Genomic DNA, 16537 nt, shown 5'->3' with positions numbered 1-16537 from the left:
TTTTAAGCTGTCAGTCAGCAGAAAATAGCGATAAACCTAGTTAGCAGTTTTTTGCAGGTTCGTTGTAGGTTCTTTGTAGGTTGGACTTTAGTCTAAAATCTTGATTTAGCGATATATTCAGCATGATAATCCATCATGCTAACCGCCTATTCGACGACATAAATACGAGCAGAAGATAGTTTTAAGCTGTCAGTTCTGAGCTGTCAGTTCTGAGCTGTCAGTCAGCAGAAAATAGCGATAAGTGTAGTTGCCATTTTTTTGTAGGTTCGTTGCAGGTTCTTTGTAGGTTGGACTTTAGTCCAACATCTTGATTTAGCATTATATTCAGCATGATAATCCATCATACTAACCGCCTATTCGACGGCATAAATACGAACCCACAACAAGCACTGATGCATAGGTAATTCACGTCATACCGTTTCAAACACAAAGCGAGTTTGGCTATAAAAAGGCTGTTCTGGCCGCACTATGGTGTTGCTTATATTAGCGCCGTTAATACGGGTAGCTAAGTTTTGCGGTTCAAAACAAAAGGCTGAATGTTGTTGATAAACGCAGTGTTCTTTACCTGTCTGGCTGCCATCAATATAATTAGCTGTGTATAAAATCAAGCAAGGTTGAGCGCTATACATAGTTAATTGCCGGCCAGAGTTAGGTTCAAATGCTCTTGCTGAAAATATTTCACCACTGATAACATTATCATTGCTTAACCAATAATTATCGTATCCTTTAGCGATAATCACTTGTTCGTCGTTTGAATTAATGTTTTTACCTAAAGCGGATAACTGACTGAAGTCGTGCGCGCTATTTAGCACGGCTCTAATTTCACCTGTTGGGTAAATATCTTCATTCATCGGTAAAAAATAATCAGCGTTTATTTGAATCTGGTGCTGATAGATATCACCAGATTTATGCCCAGCGAGGTTGAAATAGCTATGCTGAGTTAGGTTAATTACGGTAGTTTTATCGGTATTGGCAAAGTATTCAACGGCTAGTTCGTTGCGACAATTAAGGCTATATTTTACTGTGAACTCTACATTGCCTGGAAAACCGTTATCACCATCAGGGCTGGTATGTTGCAGTATTAAACTGACTTTTTCAGCCGAACTTTCAGTGGTTGCCTGCCAGAGTTTTTTGTTTAGCGCCTTGTGACCACCATGAAGCTGATTGTCATTATTATTGATATCAAGCTGATAAGTTTTATCGTCAATAGACAAGAGTCCTTGATCTATCCTACCGGCATAACGGCCGATAATAGCACCTAAATAATAAGGGTCATTTTCATAAGCTTTAATGTCATCGTAACCCAAGACAATATCGCTTGAAACAGCATTTTTATCTAAGGTTTCCAAAGCAACAATAATGCCGCCGTAATTACTGATTTTTACTCGAACACCGTGAGTATTTGATAAGGTAAAAAGTGTTGCGCTTTCGCCATTACTTAAAGTGCCAAAGGCGCGTTGAGTAATGCTTAGGCGCTTAATTTTGGGTTGGCTTGACATGCTTTATACCACGATCAAAAATAATAAGAAGACTATAGCAAATATTTTTATGGCTTGACTAGCGCTACAAAATTATCTCAAGAAATAAGTATAAACAACAGTTAGTTATAAAATAAATGTTGTTTATTTGGCCAGAGATTTAATGGCTGCGATTAGCGGCTATATGGGCTAATGAAATTAAGGCTTGTTTGTATGCTGACTCAGGCAGTATGGCAATCGCATTAATGGCTTTATCTGCTTCTTGCTCGGCTTTATCTTGGGTATAGACTAAAGCGCCCGTTTCTTTCATGGCGGCGAGTATATCGTCTAAATGCTCCATACCATCGCCATGCTTAATCGCGCTGCGGATCATACTTTTTTGTTGTTCATTGCCATGTGCCATAGCGTATAAAAGTGGCAGGGTAGGCTTACCTTCAGCGAGATCATCGCCAACATTTTTGCCCATGGCTTGTGCATCAGCGGTATAATCCATAATGTCGTCAACCAACTGAAAGGCAGTGCCTAAATGTTTACCATAATTTAGCATGGCGGTTTCTGTTGCTTGATCTTGTTTGGCAATGACCGCAGCAAGTCGCGTGGCGGCTTCAAATAATTTAGCTGTTTTGCAGTAAATAACCTTCATGTAGCTATCTTCTGTGGTGTCGGGGTCATTACAATTCATTAATTGCAGTACTTCACCTTCAGCAATGATATTGGTTGCATCGGATAAAATATCCATGATATTTAAGTTACGTAACTCACTCATCATTTGAAATGAGCGAGAATATAAAAAATCACCTACCAAGACACTAGCACTGTTACCAAACATAGCATTGGCGGTTTCACGGCCTCGGCGCATATTTGACTCATCTACAACGTCGTCATGTAGTAAGGTTGATGTATGGATAAACTCAACTATTGCTGCAAGTTGTAAATGCTCATTGCCTTGATAGCCAATAGCTCTTGCCGCTAATACCGTGAGTAGGGGACGCATACGCTTACCACCACCATTAATAATATAAACGCCTAATTGATTAATCAGCGCCACATCAGAATGAAGTTTTGAAAAGATAAGATCGTTGACAGCTGTCATGTCTTGTTGAGCCAAAGCTTGGATATTTTTGATATTCATAGAACGTAACAAGTTACCTTAGATGTACTTTAGTGTTAGAATACTAGTAATTTCACGGGGTAATTTTACACGAATTTCATGACGATAGAAGTTTTCCGAGTGATAAGTTTTTAGTTTAGTAAAAATAATAATAAATCATTACTTTTATGCTTGCTCTGACTGATTTCTTCGCGTAGAATTCGCGCCCTATAATTTTAAATTTAAGCGTCGTCCCTAGATGATGACGCAGTACGGAGTAGCTATGTACGCGGTATTCCAAAGCGGTGGTAAACAGCATCGTGTAACTGAAGGCCAAACAGTTCGTTTAGAGAAGATTGAACTTGAAATTGGTGCTGCAGTAGAATTCGAAAACGTTTTAATGATCGCCGATGGCGAGAGCATCAATGTAGGCGCGCCTTACATTGCTGGTGGTAAAGTTGTTGCTGAGGTTGTAAACCAAGGTCGCGCTGACAAAGTTAAAATTGTTAAATTCAAACGTCGTAAGCATTCACGCAAAGAAGCGGGCCATCGTCAATGGTTCACTGAAGTGAAAATTACTGGCATTAACGGCTAACTAGGAGCGATTTACAATGGCACATAAGAAAGCTGCGGGTAGTACACGTAACGGTCGTGATTCAGAAGCAAAACGCCTAGGTGTTAAGCGTTTTGGCGGCGAAGCCGTTTTAGCGGGTAACATTATTGTTCGTCAACGTGGTACTCGTTTCCACGCTGGTAGCAACATGGGTATCGGTAAAGACCACACTCTATTTGCTTTATCTGATGGTAAAGTACAATTTGAAGTAAAAGGTCCTAAAAACCGCAAGTTTGTAAGTATTGTTGCTGAGTAGTAATACGCAAACTTATAAAGCCCTGCTTTTACGCAGGGTTTTTTTTTGCAGGTAATTTATAGTTATTCGTTACAAATTGTATAAAAAATGACATTTTTCAAAACTATTTGAAATAAATCATTTATAATATGTAGCAGAAAATAAAATTTTGGAGTGTTTTAAAACACCATGAAATTCGTAGATGAAGTAGAAATTCGCGTAGAGGCCGGAGACGGTGGCAATGGTTTAGCCAGTTTTCGTAAAGAAAAGTTTATTGAGTTCGGTGGACCAAACGGCGGCGACGGCGGTGATGGCGGCGATGTTTATTTAATTGCTGATGAAAGCTGGAATACACTAATCGATTACCGTTTTGAAAAATTTCATCGCGCGAAACGTGGTGAAAATGGCAGAAGCCGTGACTGCACCGGTAGAGGCTCAGAAGACTTGTACTTAAAAGTTCCTATAGGTACACGTGCTGCAGATATTGATACTGGTGAGCAATTAGGTGATTTAACTCATCATGAGCAAAAGCTATTGGTCGCCAAGGGCGGTTGGCATGGTTTGGGTAATACACGTTTTAAAAGTAGTACCAATCGTGCACCACGCCAGAAAACTGATGGTACCCCAGGCGAAATTCGCAACTTAAGACTTGAGTTGTTGTTGCTTGCTGATGTTGGTTTACTCGGTTTACCAAACGCAGGTAAGTCTACTTTAATTCGCAGTGTTTCGGCCGCGAAGCCAAAAGTAGCTGACTACCCGTTTACCACCCTAGTGCCAAATTTAGGCGTTGTGCGCTTAGACCCTCAACGTAGCTTCGTTATTGCCGATATTCCAGGCTTAATTGAAGGTGCCGCTGACGGCGCAGGTTTAGGTACACAGTTTCTAAAACACTTAGAACGCTGTCGTATTTTATTGCATGTGGTTGATGTCATGCCAGTTGACTGTTCAGACCCATTAGAGAATGCAAAAACTATTATTGGCGAATTAGAAACACATTCTTCAGAGCTTGCTGGCAAACCACGCTGGTTAGTCTTCAACAAGTTAGACTTGTTACTTGAAGAAGAAGCAAAAGAAATTACTGAGCGGGTTATTGAAGGCTTAGGCTGGACAGGTGAAGTTCGCAGTATTTCAGCGGTTAATCGCACCGGTACTGACGATTTGTGTCAAGGTGTCATGGGCTTTATTGAAGCCTTACCACCAGAAGAAGAAGCTGCACCTGTTGATGGTAAAACTGTTGAGTTTAAATGGGATAGCTATCATGAAGATACTATTGCAGAACTCGAAGATGATCTTGATGATGAAGATTGGGATGAAGACGATTACGACGTAGAAGTTGAATATCGTAAGTAATTCTTGATCTAAACTGAGTTGATCTAAACTTAGCTGATCTAAGCTGAGTTCAGTTTACGCCTTAACCATAGGCTTAAACGTCAAAGGAAAATCTTAAAAGGTGGCTTGTTTTAGCTGATAAGCCACCAGTCTTACCAAATAAATTCCATATACCCCATTATACCCCGTTAAAATTTATCCTGAGCAAATAGGGCAGTTAGCCTGCTTTTTTAGGGTGAATTGCTGCCATGAATTATGTAAACCATCAAAAATATTTAATTGATTTGTGGCGACTGCATGGCCAGTTAAAAACTTAATGGCTTGCAATGCTTGCATACCACCAATAATAGCCAGTACTGGGCCTAATATGCCGATGGTTTGGCAATTATTTTCTGGCGGCTTTTTATGGGCAGGAAATAAACATTGATAACATGCACTGTCAGCTATGTTCGGGTTAACAAACATATGTTGTCCGTCAAAGCCGGTTGCGGCGCCAATAATTAAAGGCTTTTTATGTTCGATACACTTTTGATTAATTAAATAACGGCTGTTGATGTTGTCAGTGCAGTCAAGCACTAAATCAACCAGTGGCAGATAGTAATCAGCCAGTTCTGCATCAAGCATTTCATCGAGCACTTCAATGTTGGTAGCGCTATTAAGCTGTTGCAACTTCTCTGCACTGGTATCGGCTTTATTTTGGCCAATATCTGTTTCGGTAAACAATATTTGCCGGGGTAGGTTGCTAAGTTCAATATTGTCGCCATCGGCTAAGTAAATATTACCGACACCGGCGGCATTTAAATAAAGACTAGCAGGGTTACCTAAACCACCGACACCGATAATTAATACACTGGCCTTTTTAAGGGCTTGTTGACCTTGTTCGCCAATGTTTTTTAACATGGTTTGACGACTAAAACGTAATTTTTCTTGGTTGCTAAGCATTGGCTGTTGGCTCCGTAAAATAATAACTATGTACGGCATTGGCTTTAAATTGAATATACACCTTTGACTCTGTGGTTAGCGCCATACGTTTTGCTGACCATAAACTTATTTGGGCGTAAAACTCTTGCTCGTTAGTTTTCAATGTCACTAACGCATTGGTTTTGTTGTATTGTATTACGCTAATGCTTGCCGGTAGGTGATTTACAATCGAGCTGTGCTCGGGTTTGGTTTTACTGATGCTGATATCGCGCGCATAAATAATGCAAGGTAATTGCTGACCAATTAAACGCTGACTATTGCTGTGTTCTAGTATGGGTAAGTAGATATTATGGTTTTTGCTTGTGCTCTTTTTTGCCGGTAGTGTCAGTCGAGTTAGGCCATAATCAGGTAAATGTTCAGCAATAGTTAATGACAAACTGGTTTTAGGGCTAGTTTCACCACGGCTGTTTAGCTGGTGAATCGCTTGGTGAATAGGGGCTACTTGGGTTATTTTTCCTGCTGAAACTACCACCAATTGATCGGCGATATATTGTAACTCACTTAAACTGTGACTGACATAAAGCATAGGCAACTGAAGCTGTTGTTGAATGGCTTTTAATATCGTCAACATTTGTGCTTTAGTGCTTTTATCTAAGGCACTAAAAGGCTCGTCCAATAACAATAATTTAGGCTCGGCTAATAGCGCCCTAGCAATAGATACTCTTTGTTTTTCACCACCAGACAGTAGCGTGACATTTTGATGCTGAAGTTGGTTTAATTTCGTTAATTCCAGTACCTTTTCAATGGTCAGTTGTCGGTTGGTTTGGCGTTTTGCGCCATAAGCTAAGTTTTGGTAAACACTTAAGTGTGGAAATAAACGACTGTCTTGAAAAACTAGCCCAATCTGTCTTTTCTCCGCTTTAATAAAAGCTTTGTTGTCGCTATCTTGTAGCATTGTGCCATTTAATGAAACTTGGCCTTTTGCTCGCGGTTCAAGGCCAGCAATAACGCGCAGTAGGCTTGATTTTCCTGAGCCAGAATCACCATAAATACCGGTAATCGCTGAAATGCTAATATTTTGTTTAATGTTTATTTCAAGATGGCTAAACGCCAATTTAAACGCCAAGGCTAATGTTGAGGGGGCAGCACGTTTTGGCTGTGCAACGGCTAGCTGTTCGTCGCTTACACTTATATTGCTTGAGTTATGTGAGTTGTCTATGAGGCTCATAGTTTCACAGTCCCTTGCTGCTTTTTATTGAAGTTATTACCCAATAAATAAACCAAAGACAAGAGTATTAATGAGGCAATTAATAACCCGGCCGAGAGCAGGTGGGCGTTAGCGTAATTAAAGGCTTCAACATGATCGAATAAAGCGATAGAGAGTACCCGGGTTTCACCAGGAATATTACCGCCAATCATCAGCACCACGCCAAATTCACCCACGGTATGGGCAAAACCTAATGCGGTTGCCGTAATAAAGCTGGCCTTAGTTAACGGTAGTACCACACTGAAGAAACGATCTATCGGACCAGCACCCAGCATAGCGGCGGCCTCAAGGTGGTGATCACCTAGCTGTTCAAAAGCTTTTTGTAAGGGTTGTACGACAAAGGGCAGTGAATAGAGTACTGAGCCTATAACAATAGCGCTAAAACTAAAGGCGAGCTGGCTGCCCGTAGCACTTTGCCATAACTGTCCTGGTAAGGAGGTGGGTGAAAAGGCTAACAGTAAGTAAAAGCCTAATACGGTGGGCGGTAATACTAAGGGTAAAGCGACCACGGCCTCAAAAAATACTTTGAATCGACTTTGCCACTTGGCTAAATACCACGCCATTGGCGTACCTATTATGAGCAAGATAACCGTAGTCACCGCCGCCATTTTCAAGGTGGTTATAAGCGCGAGTAAGTCGGCTGAAATATCAGTCATATTGTGCATTGACCTGGTTATTTTTTTCTATCAATGGTATTGATTTTATCGGTAAATAACCGAGTTTTACTAATTTCTCTTGGTTATCTTCCTGTAAAATAAAATCACTGATTTGCTGTGCTAATTTGACTTGTTGGCTAGATTTAATAATCACTAATTGTTGGGCAATGGGCTGATAATATTCAGGCGGAATAATGATCCCTTGATATTTATTCATGGCTAATTGGCTGTACGCCACAATGCCAAACGGCACAGCTTGACTGCGAACTTGTTGAAAGGTTTGGTTGATATTCATGCCGGTGATTAAATTGTTTTTAACCTGCGGCCAGAGCGATAACTTTGTTAACGCCTGTTGAGCAGCCTTCCCATAGGGGGCGGTATCTGGATTGGCAATAGCTAACTTACCGGAATAATGATTAAGCTCACTTAAGCCAGATAATGCTCGAGTAGCTGACCACAAAGCAATTTGCCCAAAGGCATAAGTTTTGCGACTGTCGGCTATTATTAGCTTTTCTTGTTCAAGTAATTCAGCTCGCGTTGAATCGGCAGATAAAAACAAATCAAAGGGTGCACCGTGTTTTATTTGCAGATATAAGGTACCGGTCGCTGCGCTGATCATTTGAACGTCAATAGCGTCTTTGTTGGGTAGGTTAGCCAGCAATATTTTAAGGACAGGCGCAAAGTTTGCGGCTACCGCGATACGTAAGGGCTTAGTTTGTTTTGGTTTGTCGAGTGCACAAGCATAGCTGGCTTGTAAGGCCAGCCAAATAATGCATAGCGGGAGTAACTTTTGTCTTAACTTTTGTATTAGTTTTGGCATTAGCTTCTGCATGAGTGCTATCGATATAGCTGATGCTATGTAAACTTTAGGTGCGGAACAAAGTTACAGGGGCGATGACTCGCATCCAGTTGCTCAACAATTAATTTGTCCCAAGCCGTTTTACAAGCATTGGTCGAGCCGGGTACAGATAGAATGACTGTGCTATTTGCCATGCCACCAAAGGCACGAGATTGAATGGTTGAAGTGCCAATCTCAGCCAAAGAAATCGTTCTAAATACTTCACCAAAACCTTCAATGTCTTTGTCAAATAAAGGTAGTAACGCTTCCGGTGTATTGTCTCTTGCAGTAAAACCTGTGCCGCCAGTGGTCAATATTACCTGTATAGCGTCGTCGGCGATCCATTGAGAAACTACAGCGCGTAGTTGGTAAACATCGTCTTTTGAAATTGCTTTAGCGGCTAAGGTATGGCCTGCTGCTTGTAATCGTTCAACGAGTGCCTGGCCCGAGGTGTCGTTGTGCTCTTCTCGGGTATCTGAAACAGTTAATACGGCGATATTTAATGGCACGAAGTCATCGCCACAATGAATAGAAGATTTGCTAGACATGAGATTTCCTTTGCAAAGATAATAAATGTTGCGCCTGTTGCCATTGCTCAGGCGTATTGGTGTTAAATAAACATTTGCTGTTTTTTGGTGTAACCACCTTATGCGGAATTTGTGCTAATAAACTGCGGACAGAAGGCCCGGTCAAATTTCGCTTACTGGCTGCTTTATCCGCACTGACGTGTTCATGACTAAAGCTTGTTTTTGACTTTAGTGGTGAATCAGGTCGTGACGAAGCTTGTGAATGCGGCTTGGTTAAAAGTTGTTGAAAAAACTGTTCAACAAAGGCATTAACCGGTAAATACAAGGGCAAGTAATTATCAGTAAAGTAGCATGCTTGGTGACTCAATTCGCCCACTTGCTTTAATCTTGCAAGTTCTACCGAGGTCATTAAAGGTAAATCTACCGGTAAAATTAATAGTGCTTGGGGTTTAAATTGTTTGATAATACTTTGAATGCCACCAAGGGGGCCGAGGTTGGCAACGAGATCGTCAATACCTTGTTCGCCACCACTCACCAGTACTTGTGAACTGCCGGCAGCTTTGAGTAAAGACATGCTGTAACTGAGCATGTCTTGTTTTTCCCGTTGCAAGCTGGCTTTATCTTGTCCCATACGGGAAGATTTACCGCCAGCTAAAACCACACCTAAGCAGGGTTGAAATAAGGTATTTGTCACCGCCATTAACCGCCCAACATAGCTAAGTTTTTCGTTGCGCCAGTCAGCTTCTCATGTAAAAAGTGCGTTTCCTTTTTATCAGTCAACATACTGGTGATAGCCGCTTTTAAAGGCTCAACATCATCAGTTTTCAAGTAGTCTTTCAACGACAAGCCTTGTTCAGTAAATAAACATAAATGTAACTTACCTATGGCACTTATTCGTAAGCGATTACAGGTATTACAAAAATCTTTAGAGTAAGGCATGATCAAGCCAATTTTACCGGCATAGTCAGGGTGATAAAACTCTTGTGCGGGTCCTGCCGCCTTGTCATTAATAACCGGTAACCAGCCATCTAAAATCAGATTTTGTTTTATGCGTGAGCCTTGAACGTGTTGAGCATCAAAAAATTCTTTATTATCACCCGTTTGCATTAATTCAATAAAGCGTAAGGTAATGGGGGTGTCTTTTAACCAGGCTAAATAACTGGCGATGTCGTAGCCATTATATTCACGCATTAATACGGTATTAACTTTAACATCTATATTACCTGCCGCCACCGCCATATCAATACCTTTGAGGATATGTTTAAGCTTGTCGTGGCCAGTAATAGCATGGAATTGTCTTGGGTCTAAAGTATCAATACTGATATTTATGGCATCAATGCCGGCATCTATCCAAGCCGGTAAATGTTCAGGAAGTTTGTAACCATTGCTGGTGATAGCAACCTTTTTAATGCCTGGTGTTTGCTTACATCGGGCAATAATTTCAGGTAAGTCTTTACGTAAAGAGGGCTCACCACCGGTAATACGAATTTTTTCCGTACCCATAGCAGAAAACGCCGAAGCTAAGCGGGTTATTTCAGGCAGTGTAAGAAATTTTCTATCATTGTCACATTGATAGCCATTGGGCAAACAATAGTCGCAGCTAAAATTGCATACGTCAGTGATTGATAGGCGCAAGTAGTAAAACTTGCGACCGAAGTTGTCTGTTAACATGTCACCTTTCCAATGTCGGGAGGTAAACAAGTTTCCTTGTTAACCCTGGCAAACTCAAATTAAAACTCAAATTTGGTTTACGGCTAAAACAGCATGTTAGTTGCACAGCAACAAATTTAGCTAAGATAGCTCGGCGAAAAAAAATAATATCTATATCATCTATCTAAATATTTTATATTGTCTACTTGTAAGCATAGTATGATTGCAATCACTATAACAGAGAAAGACCTTTGTTATAGTAAATGACATTCAATAATATAATTATTATTTAAGAAGTAGATAACTCATACCATTTGATTTATCAACTTGGTATAAAGTCAAATGTTGCTTAATCGCGCTGTTTTAATGCGTTTAGTTAAAGCTAGAGAAATAAAACACAATATAAGTTGGAAGAGTTTATTATGGTTGATTGTTATTCTGCACCCGGATTAATGCCCTTTGAACAAGCATTAGAAACAATGCTAGCGGCTATTACCCCGATTACCGACCTTGAAAATATTAGCTTAGCTGCAAGCTTAGGTAGAGTTTTATCAACAGATATAACTAGCCCAATTAATGTGCCACCGCATAATAATTCCGCTATGGACGGTTATGCTTTCGCCCATGCGAGTTTGGCCAAGCAAGCGAGCTTAAGTTTAGCTGGTCGCTCTATGGCTGGGCAGCCTTTTGCAGGGGTCTGTGGTGAAGGTGAATGTATTCGTATTATGACAGGCGCTAAAATGCCGGCTGGTTGTGATAGCGTAGAAATGCAAGAAAATTGCCAAGTAGTAGGCCAGAGCGTTAAACTTTTAGGGCAGCGTAAATTGGCTGACAATGTACGCTATGCCGGTGAAGATATTAAGCAAGACCAACTGGTTTTTACCCAAGGTCGGCGTTTGTCTGCTATTGATATTGGTGTATTAGCTTCTCTTGGTATTCATGAATTAACTGTATTTCGCCAGCTTAATGTCGCGTTAATTGCAACAGGTGATGAGCTAAAAGCATTAGGCGAGCCTTTAGGCAGTGGTGATATTTTTGAAAGTAACAGTTACGCGCTCGCGGCTATGTTAAAGAACTTAAACGTTAATGTTATTAATTTTGGCGTTATTGCTGATGATGAAGATGCGATAAGATCGGCGTTTATTCAAGCAGATGCCCAAGCTGACGCCGTGATTTCTTCTGGCGGTGTGTCGGTAGGTGAGGCAGATTATACTAAACTCGTGCTTGAACAAATTGGTGAAATTGCCTTTTGGAAAATAGCGATGAAACCCGGTAAACCCTTTGCCTTTGGTAAATTGCCGAACAGTGTGTTTTTTGGCTTACCGGGTAACCCCGTTTCTGCCATGGTAACCGCGGACCTGTTAGCCATACCAGCGCTGATTAAATTACAAAACTGTCACTCAACACCGGCGATAACCTTAAAAGCAAAAACTATTACTGAGTTAAAAAAGTCACCCGGGCGCATGGACTTTCAGCGCGGTGTTCTCTCTTATGACCACACAGGTGAGTTAATGGTCAATAGCACAGGCAGTCAAGGCTCCGGCATTTTAACCAGTATCTCGTCGGCCAATTGTTATATTGTTTTACCTGCTGAGCAAGGTCGAGTGCCGGCTGGAGACGTAGTCAATGTTCGCTTGTTTGAGCGCTACTTTGCATCATAATTTAGACAAAGTAGCACTCAAAAAAACCTACAAGGGATAAAAGTGTCACAAACTATTTACTTTATTCCCGGTACTATGTGCGATGAGCATTTGTGGTTGCCTGTATGGCAGCGGCTACAAGAGCAATGTCATGAAGATCACCAATTAATCTCTTTGGTGATCCCAAATACCGGTTGTATGGACGAAGTGGTGAGTGCTTTGGCAGAAAAAATCGTTGCACATAAGGCGATATTAGTGGGTTTTTCATTAGGCGGTTATATTGCGAGTGCCATAGCCTTAAAGCTCAAGAATAAACTTAAACACTTACTGATAGTCTCTAATTTTCCGAAAAATTTACCCATAGCCGAAATTAAGCAACGTAAACGTACTACTGATTTGATAAGCCAGCGCGGTTATTGTGGTATTCCAGATAAGCGTGTTGATGACTTATTACACCCAGAGATTAAGCAACTTAATCGACAAGGTTATCAAGATATAAAGCAAATCATCGTTGCTATGGACCGCACGTTGGGTGTTGATGTGTTATTGCATCAACTCAGAATTTCTATGCATAGGCCCAACTTATTGCCTGGTTTAGCTCGATTATCCTTACCTATTACCCTGCTAGTTGGCGATGCGGATAACTTAGTTGATCTTGCTTCATTAAAGCAAGCGCTGCACGGCGCGAGTCAAATTGTGTTAAAAGAAATCCCTCATACTGGCCACATGTTACCATTAGAATCACCTCAAGCTTTTGCCACTATGCTAATGCATTTGTTGACTAGCTAATGCTACTTTTTGTCAGCTGCCCAGTGGTTAATAATTTAATTGTCTAAAGCTGTGTTTGCCTGAGCGAAAGCGTGTAAAATAGCGACAATTATTTTTTACCTTAGGACTTTACGTTGAGCGACAGCAAATTTTCATCACTTAGCTTGCAACCGGCACTTTTAGAAAACCTTTCATCAATGGGTTACCATGAGATGACAGAAATACAAGCGAAAAGCCTACCAGCTATTTTAGCGGGACAAGATGTTATTGCCCAAGGTAAAACCGGCTCTGGCAAAACAGCCGCATTTGGTCTTGGCCTTTTGAATAAACTACAAGTTAAAAAGTTTAGAATTCAAACCTTAGTCCTTTGCCCGACACGCGAATTAGCCGATCAAGTAGCGAAAGAAATTAGAAAGCTAGCAAGAGCTGTGCATAACATTAAAGTGCTAACGTTATGTGGTGGTACACCGTTTGGCCCGCAAGTGGGTTCATTGGAACATGGCGCACATATTATTGTTGGCACGCCAGGGCGAATCGAAGATCATTTAGGTCGTGGCACCTTGTCATTAGAGCATGTTGACACCTTAGTGTTAGATGAAGCTGACCGTATGCTTGATATGGGTTTTCAAGCGGCTTTAGATAACATTGTGGCTAAAATGCCTCAGCAAAGACAAACCTTATTGTTCAGCGCTACCTTTGCACAACAGATTCAAAAAATAGCCAATAGCTATTTGCAAACTCCGGCTGTGATAAAAGTAGAATCAAGCCATGAAAGTAGCACTATTTCACAGCATTTTTATCAGGTAGACAGTGATGAAGACCGCCTCATGGCGATTCGTTTACTGCTGTTAACTCATCAGCCTGAGTCGAGCGTCATATTTTGTAATACCAAAGTAGAAACCCAGAGTGTAGCTAATAAATTAGCGGCCTATGGTTTTGGTGTTGTCGCCTTACATGGCGATTTAGAGCAAAGAGATCGAGATCAAACCTTAGTACGTTTTTCGAATAAAAGTGCCTCAATACTGGTGGCGACTGACGTTGCCGCTCGTGGCTTAGATATTGAAGCGCTTGATGCGGTATTTAATTATCATATTGCCCACGACAGTGAAGTTCATATTCACCGTATTGGCCGCACTGGTCGTGCAGGCAGCACGGGTTATGCTTTTTCTTTATTTAATAAAAAAGACAGCTATAAAATTGGCTTGTTAGAAGATTACTTAGAGCGCAGCATTGAAGGCGAAGAATTGCCTAGTAGTGAGGCCTTAGAGCGCAGTATATTTACGCCAAAAATGACGACAATACAAATCGACGGCGGTAAAAAGCAAAAAGTGCGACCAGGCGATATCGTCGGTGCATTGACCGGTGAAAACGGCATAACCTTTGAGCAAGTAGGTAAAATCCAACTAGGCGCAAATTGGGCCTATGTCGCTGTAGATAAAATGGTGATTAAAAAAGCGTTAAATAAATTAACCCATGGTAAGTTAAAAGGCCGTACTTTTAGGGTTAAAGAATTAAAATAAGACTGTTCCCCTAGCATATCCAGGTGACTAACTAGGTACTCAGTGGCAAATTTGAGTACCTGGTTAGTCAGCAAACTATCATTTCTAAAGCATAGCTCTTACTGTCATCACTTAAGTGTCATCACTTCAAATTCACCTTGATTTTTCAATATCGGGCTTTACTCCTGTTGAGCTTGTGATAAATATTAACGCATAGTAAGGTCATAATAGTAAGGTCATATATCGAACGATAGCCATGATGAAAATAGTGCGGGTTAATAATAGCCTTTGGTAATTTAAAGTAATCAGGGTATGATGCTGTTAATATATACAGTTGTTGCTACTGTGGTGCTGGTATATGCATGTTCTTACTGCAGCATAGCAATGAGTCGAGTTTGGTAAATAGTTAAATAATAGTTAATTAAGGGATAATAATGGCAGTTGAAAGTCGATATGTCGTCATAAGAAAAGCTGTAGAGGTAGAAACATTCATGGATAAAAGAGCCGCAGATGAATACGACAAAATGCTTGATATTGCAGATGGTTTATCTGAAATTTTTGAACAAGCACCGGTCGAGCTTTCAGAAAGTATCCGTGAAGAACTGAGTGTTTATTTAGCGCAAAACCGTGAAGAGGTACTGGTTGCGTTACAGGCAAAAAAAGCTAAAGTCGTCAGTAAAAAATCCACTGGCAGCAGTCAAAAAAAGACGAAAGACACAGCAGAGTTAGCTAATGATACTGTTGAAGCTGATAGCGTTAAAGCTACAACTGAGTCAGTAAAAAAACCTAAAGCAGCTGGCGTTAAAGCGAGTAGTAAAGCTAAATCTGACGCCGCTTAGCAACGGTTTCAATACCGGTAGGCGTGAAAGTAACTTATGAATAACTTTACTCTTCTGAGCTAAAGTTTACTGAGTTATCATATGGCCATCATATGACTGTAATATGACCATAATATGACAGTATTGTTTATCGCAAGTTGACTAATAAAGACACCCACTTAACTTGATATAAGTTGATGTCTTAGGGTAGCGTTTTGGAATATCAGCTGATACGTAGTTCGCGCCGAAAGACTATTGCGTTACAAGTCAGTAACGCAAAAGTTATTGTTAGAGCGCCAAGGTTTGTTAAAACAACTTATGTTGAGCAGCTTATACAAGCTAAATTGCCGTGGTTGCAGCAAAAGGTGGCCGAGCAAAAAGAAAGTATAGTGCTGAGCCCTCATTTTACGCTGCAATTTTCTGATGAAACGCTAGGTAAGCATCCAAGCCTATATATTGATGGTTTGCCTCATAGTGTACTGATTGATTTTGGTCAGAAAAATGTTATGCACAATAAGTTAGCACAAAGTTTAACCGTAGTGCTTAACCCTCGCTATAAATCCCACGCTCTAAACTCAGCTATTGTTAGCACAAAAATAAAATCGCAAATCGAATCTTGGTTTAAAGCCTGTGTTGAAGACTACATTGAGCATAATCTTGTGATTTTTTCACAACAAATGTCGCTGCATGCCTCGTCATTTAAAGTGAGAAAATACAAAGCACGTTGGGGAAGTTGTAATAGCCGCGGCGAATTGAGTTTTAATTATTTATTGAAAATGCTGCCTACTTGGGTAATTGACTACGTTATTATTCATGAATTGTCTCATTTAGAGCACATGAATCACTCGACAAAATTTTGGCAATTAGTGGCCGAGCATTATCCAGAATATCAAAGTGCCAAGCGTTGGGTGCAACAACACCAAGCCTATCTACAGTGGTCGTAGTCGTTTAAATACAGCACTGTAGTGACCATACTGCTTCTCGACTGAGACAATTTTCATTTTAAAGGCAAGCGGGACAATAGCATGATGTTAATTGTTTACTGTGGGAACCTGCTTTAGTTAGGGGGGCAAAAAATAAAATTATTGCTTAGGGTGTTTTTCTGTTTTTGCTGAGCAGGGGAAAATTCTTTCAGTGTAAATTATCGCGTGTTACCCCATTGTAAAGTCAGTTTTTGTGTCGCTAACAAAAGCATTATTGCAGACTTG

Annotated in this window: 17 protein-coding genes and 1 riboswitch; of the genes, 8 read left to right on the top strand and 9 right to left on the bottom strand. The window is 40.6% G+C overall.

The genetic code is table 11. The annotated features are described in order from the left end of the window. Nucleotides 1-410: 410 nt before the first annotated feature. Nucleotides 411-1499, bottom strand: coding sequence for an aldose epimerase family protein (locus H4J61_RS07365; RefSeq protein ID WP_182184544.1), 1089 nt, complete (start codon nt 1497-1499; stop codon nt 411-413). Nucleotides 1500-1638: 139 nt separating this feature from the next. Continuing rightward, nucleotides 1639-2610: an octaprenyl diphosphate synthase gene (ispB, locus tag H4J61_RS07360; RefSeq protein WP_182184543.1), complete on the bottom strand. Its 972-nt coding sequence runs from the start codon at nt 2608-2610 to the stop codon at nt 1639-1641. A 241-nt stretch (nt 2611-2851) separates the two neighbouring features. On the opposite strand from ispB, the gene rplU reads away from it, so the two are divergent. The 3 genes from rplU (at nt 2852) to cgtA (ending at nt 4766) form a co-directional block, all read left to right on the top strand. Then, entirely contained in the window at nt 2852-3163 is a 312-nt protein-coding gene (gene rplU, locus H4J61_RS07355; RefSeq protein ID WP_077285540.1) for a 50S ribosomal protein L21, read from the top strand. Nucleotides 3164-3179: 16 nt separating this feature from the next. After that, nucleotides 3180-3437 (top strand): 50S ribosomal protein L27, encoded by a 258-nt coding sequence (gene rpmA, locus H4J61_RS07350; RefSeq protein WP_182130220.1) that lies wholly within the window; start codon nt 3180-3182, stop codon nt 3435-3437. A 168-nt stretch (nt 3438-3605) separates the two neighbouring features. Then, the gene (gene cgtA, locus H4J61_RS07345; protein WP_182184542.1) at nt 3606-4766 is read left to right on the top strand and encodes an Obg family GTPase CgtA; all 1161 of its coding nucleotides are present in this window, start codon (nt 3606-3608) and stop codon (nt 4764-4766) included. Between the two features lie 174 nt (nt 4767-4940). Here cgtA and H4J61_RS07340 read toward each other — a convergent pair whose 3' ends face one another. From H4J61_RS07340 to moaA, 7 genes are all read right to left on the bottom strand, one after another. Beyond that, the gene (locus tag H4J61_RS07340) at nt 4941-5687 is read right to left on the bottom strand and encodes a HesA/MoeB/ThiF family protein (RefSeq protein WP_182184541.1); all 747 of its coding nucleotides are present in this window, start codon (nt 5685-5687) and stop codon (nt 4941-4943) included. Continuing rightward, on the bottom strand, nt 5680-6894 hold the full coding sequence (gene modC, locus H4J61_RS07335) for a molybdenum ABC transporter ATP-binding protein (RefSeq protein ID WP_182184540.1): 1215 nt from the start codon (nt 6892-6894) through the stop codon (nt 5680-5682). The genes H4J61_RS07340 and modC overlap by 8 nt, the downstream gene beginning before the upstream one ends. Further along, the gene (modB, locus tag H4J61_RS07330) at nt 6891-7589 is read right to left on the bottom strand and encodes a molybdate ABC transporter permease subunit (protein WP_182138232.1); all 699 of its coding nucleotides are present in this window, start codon (nt 7587-7589) and stop codon (nt 6891-6893) included. The genes modC and modB overlap by 4 nt, the downstream gene beginning before the upstream one ends. Continuing rightward, nucleotides 7582-8409 (bottom strand): molybdate ABC transporter substrate-binding protein, encoded by an 828-nt coding sequence (gene modA, locus H4J61_RS07325; RefSeq protein ID WP_182184539.1) that lies wholly within the window; start codon nt 8407-8409, stop codon nt 7582-7584. Before modA ends, modB begins: the two co-directional genes overlap by 8 nt. A 35-nt stretch (nt 8410-8444) precedes the next feature. Next, the gene (moaB, locus tag H4J61_RS07320; RefSeq protein WP_182184538.1) at nt 8445-8975 is read right to left on the bottom strand and encodes a molybdenum cofactor biosynthesis protein B; all 531 of its coding nucleotides are present in this window, start codon (nt 8973-8975) and stop codon (nt 8445-8447) included. Beyond that, nucleotides 8968-9654: a molybdenum cofactor guanylyltransferase gene (locus H4J61_RS07315; RefSeq protein WP_182184537.1), complete on the bottom strand. Its 687-nt coding sequence runs from the start codon at nt 9652-9654 to the stop codon at nt 8968-8970. Before H4J61_RS07315 ends, moaB begins: the two co-directional genes overlap by 8 nt. Next, on the bottom strand, nt 9654-10625 hold the full coding sequence (gene moaA / locus H4J61_RS07310) for a GTP 3',8-cyclase MoaA (protein ID WP_182138236.1): 972 nt from the start codon (nt 10623-10625) through the stop codon (nt 9654-9656). Before moaA ends, H4J61_RS07315 begins: the two co-directional genes overlap by 1 nt. Continuing rightward, a riboswitch (molybdenum cofactor riboswitch) is annotated at nt 10612-10773 on the bottom strand. Its footprint overlaps the gene before it by 14 nt. A gap of 253 nt (nt 10774-11026) precedes the next feature. On the opposite strand from moaA, the gene moeA reads away from it, so the two are divergent. The 5 genes from moeA to H4J61_RS07285 all read left to right on the top strand — a co-directional run bounded on the left by moeA (nt 11027) and on the right by H4J61_RS07285 (nt 16273). Then, complete coding sequence (gene moeA / locus H4J61_RS07305; RefSeq protein ID WP_182184536.1) at nt 11027-12265, top strand: molybdopterin molybdotransferase MoeA; 1239 nt, start codon at nt 11027-11029, stop codon at nt 12263-12265. Nucleotides 12266-12307: 42 nt separating this feature from the next. Next, the gene (locus H4J61_RS07300) at nt 12308-13033 is read left to right on the top strand and encodes an alpha/beta fold hydrolase (RefSeq protein ID WP_182184535.1); all 726 of its coding nucleotides are present in this window, start codon (nt 12308-12310) and stop codon (nt 13031-13033) included. Between the two features lie 113 nt (nt 13034-13146). Then, complete coding sequence (dbpA, locus tag H4J61_RS07295) at nt 13147-14532, top strand: ATP-dependent RNA helicase DbpA (protein WP_182184534.1); 1386 nt, start codon at nt 13147-13149, stop codon at nt 14530-14532. A gap of 413 nt (nt 14533-14945) precedes the next feature. Beyond that, on the top strand, nt 14946-15350 hold the full coding sequence (locus tag H4J61_RS07290) for a YebG family protein (protein ID WP_182184533.1): 405 nt from the start codon (nt 14946-14948) through the stop codon (nt 15348-15350). A gap of 194 nt (nt 15351-15544) precedes the next feature. After that, nucleotides 15545-16273, top strand: a complete 729-nt coding sequence (locus tag H4J61_RS07285) for a M48 family metallopeptidase (protein WP_182184532.1) — start codon at nt 15545-15547, stop codon at nt 16271-16273. Nucleotides 16274-16537 lie beyond the last annotated feature (264 nt).

This window comes from Colwellia sp. MB3u-4 (genome assembly GCF_014077065.1).
GTDB lineage: Bacteria > Pseudomonadota > Gammaproteobacteria > Enterobacterales > Alteromonadaceae > Cognaticolwellia.
This window is presented reverse-complemented; position numbering and strand designations above follow the sequence as displayed.

Coding starts and splice junctions, on each gene's coding strand:
- H4J61_RS07290 (WP_182184533.1), top strand. CDS start 14,946: ATGGCAGTTGAAAGTCGATATGTCGTCATAAGAAAAGCTGTAGAGGTA.
- modB (WP_182138232.1), bottom strand. CDS start 7,589: ATGACTGATATTTCAGCCGACTTACTCGCGCTTATAACCACCTTGAAA.
- H4J61_RS07315 (WP_182184537.1), bottom strand. CDS start 9,654: ATGGCGGTGACAAATACCTTATTTCAACCCTGCTTAGGTGTGGTTTTA.
- modC (WP_182184540.1), bottom strand. CDS start 6,894: ATGAGCCTCATAGACAACTCACATAACTCAAGCAATATAAGTGTAAGC.
- modA (WP_182184539.1), bottom strand. CDS start 8,409: ATGCCAAAACTAATACAAAAGTTAAGACAAAAGTTACTCCCGCTATGC.
- H4J61_RS07365 (WP_182184544.1), bottom strand. CDS start 1,499: ATGTCAAGCCAACCCAAAATTAAGCGCCTAAGCATTACTCAACGCGCC.
- cgtA (WP_182184542.1), top strand. CDS start 3,606: ATGAAATTCGTAGATGAAGTAGAAATTCGCGTAGAGGCCGGAGACGGT.
- H4J61_RS07340 (WP_182184541.1), bottom strand. CDS start 5,687: ATGCTTAGCAACCAAGAAAAATTACGTTTTAGTCGTCAAACCATGTTA.
- moeA (WP_182184536.1), top strand. CDS start 11,027: ATGGTTGATTGTTATTCTGCACCCGGATTAATGCCCTTTGAACAAGCA.
- rplU (WP_077285540.1), top strand. CDS start 2,852: ATGTACGCGGTATTCCAAAGCGGTGGTAAACAGCATCGTGTAACTGAA.
- moaA (WP_182138236.1), bottom strand. CDS start 10,625: ATGTTAACAGACAACTTCGGTCGCAAGTTTTACTACTTGCGCCTATCA.
- rpmA (WP_182130220.1), top strand. CDS start 3,180: ATGGCACATAAGAAAGCTGCGGGTAGTACACGTAACGGTCGTGATTCA.
- ispB (WP_182184543.1), bottom strand. CDS start 2,610: ATGAATATCAAAAATATCCAAGCTTTGGCTCAACAAGACATGACAGCT.
- moaB (WP_182184538.1), bottom strand. CDS start 8,975: ATGTCTAGCAAATCTTCTATTCATTGTGGCGATGACTTCGTGCCATTA.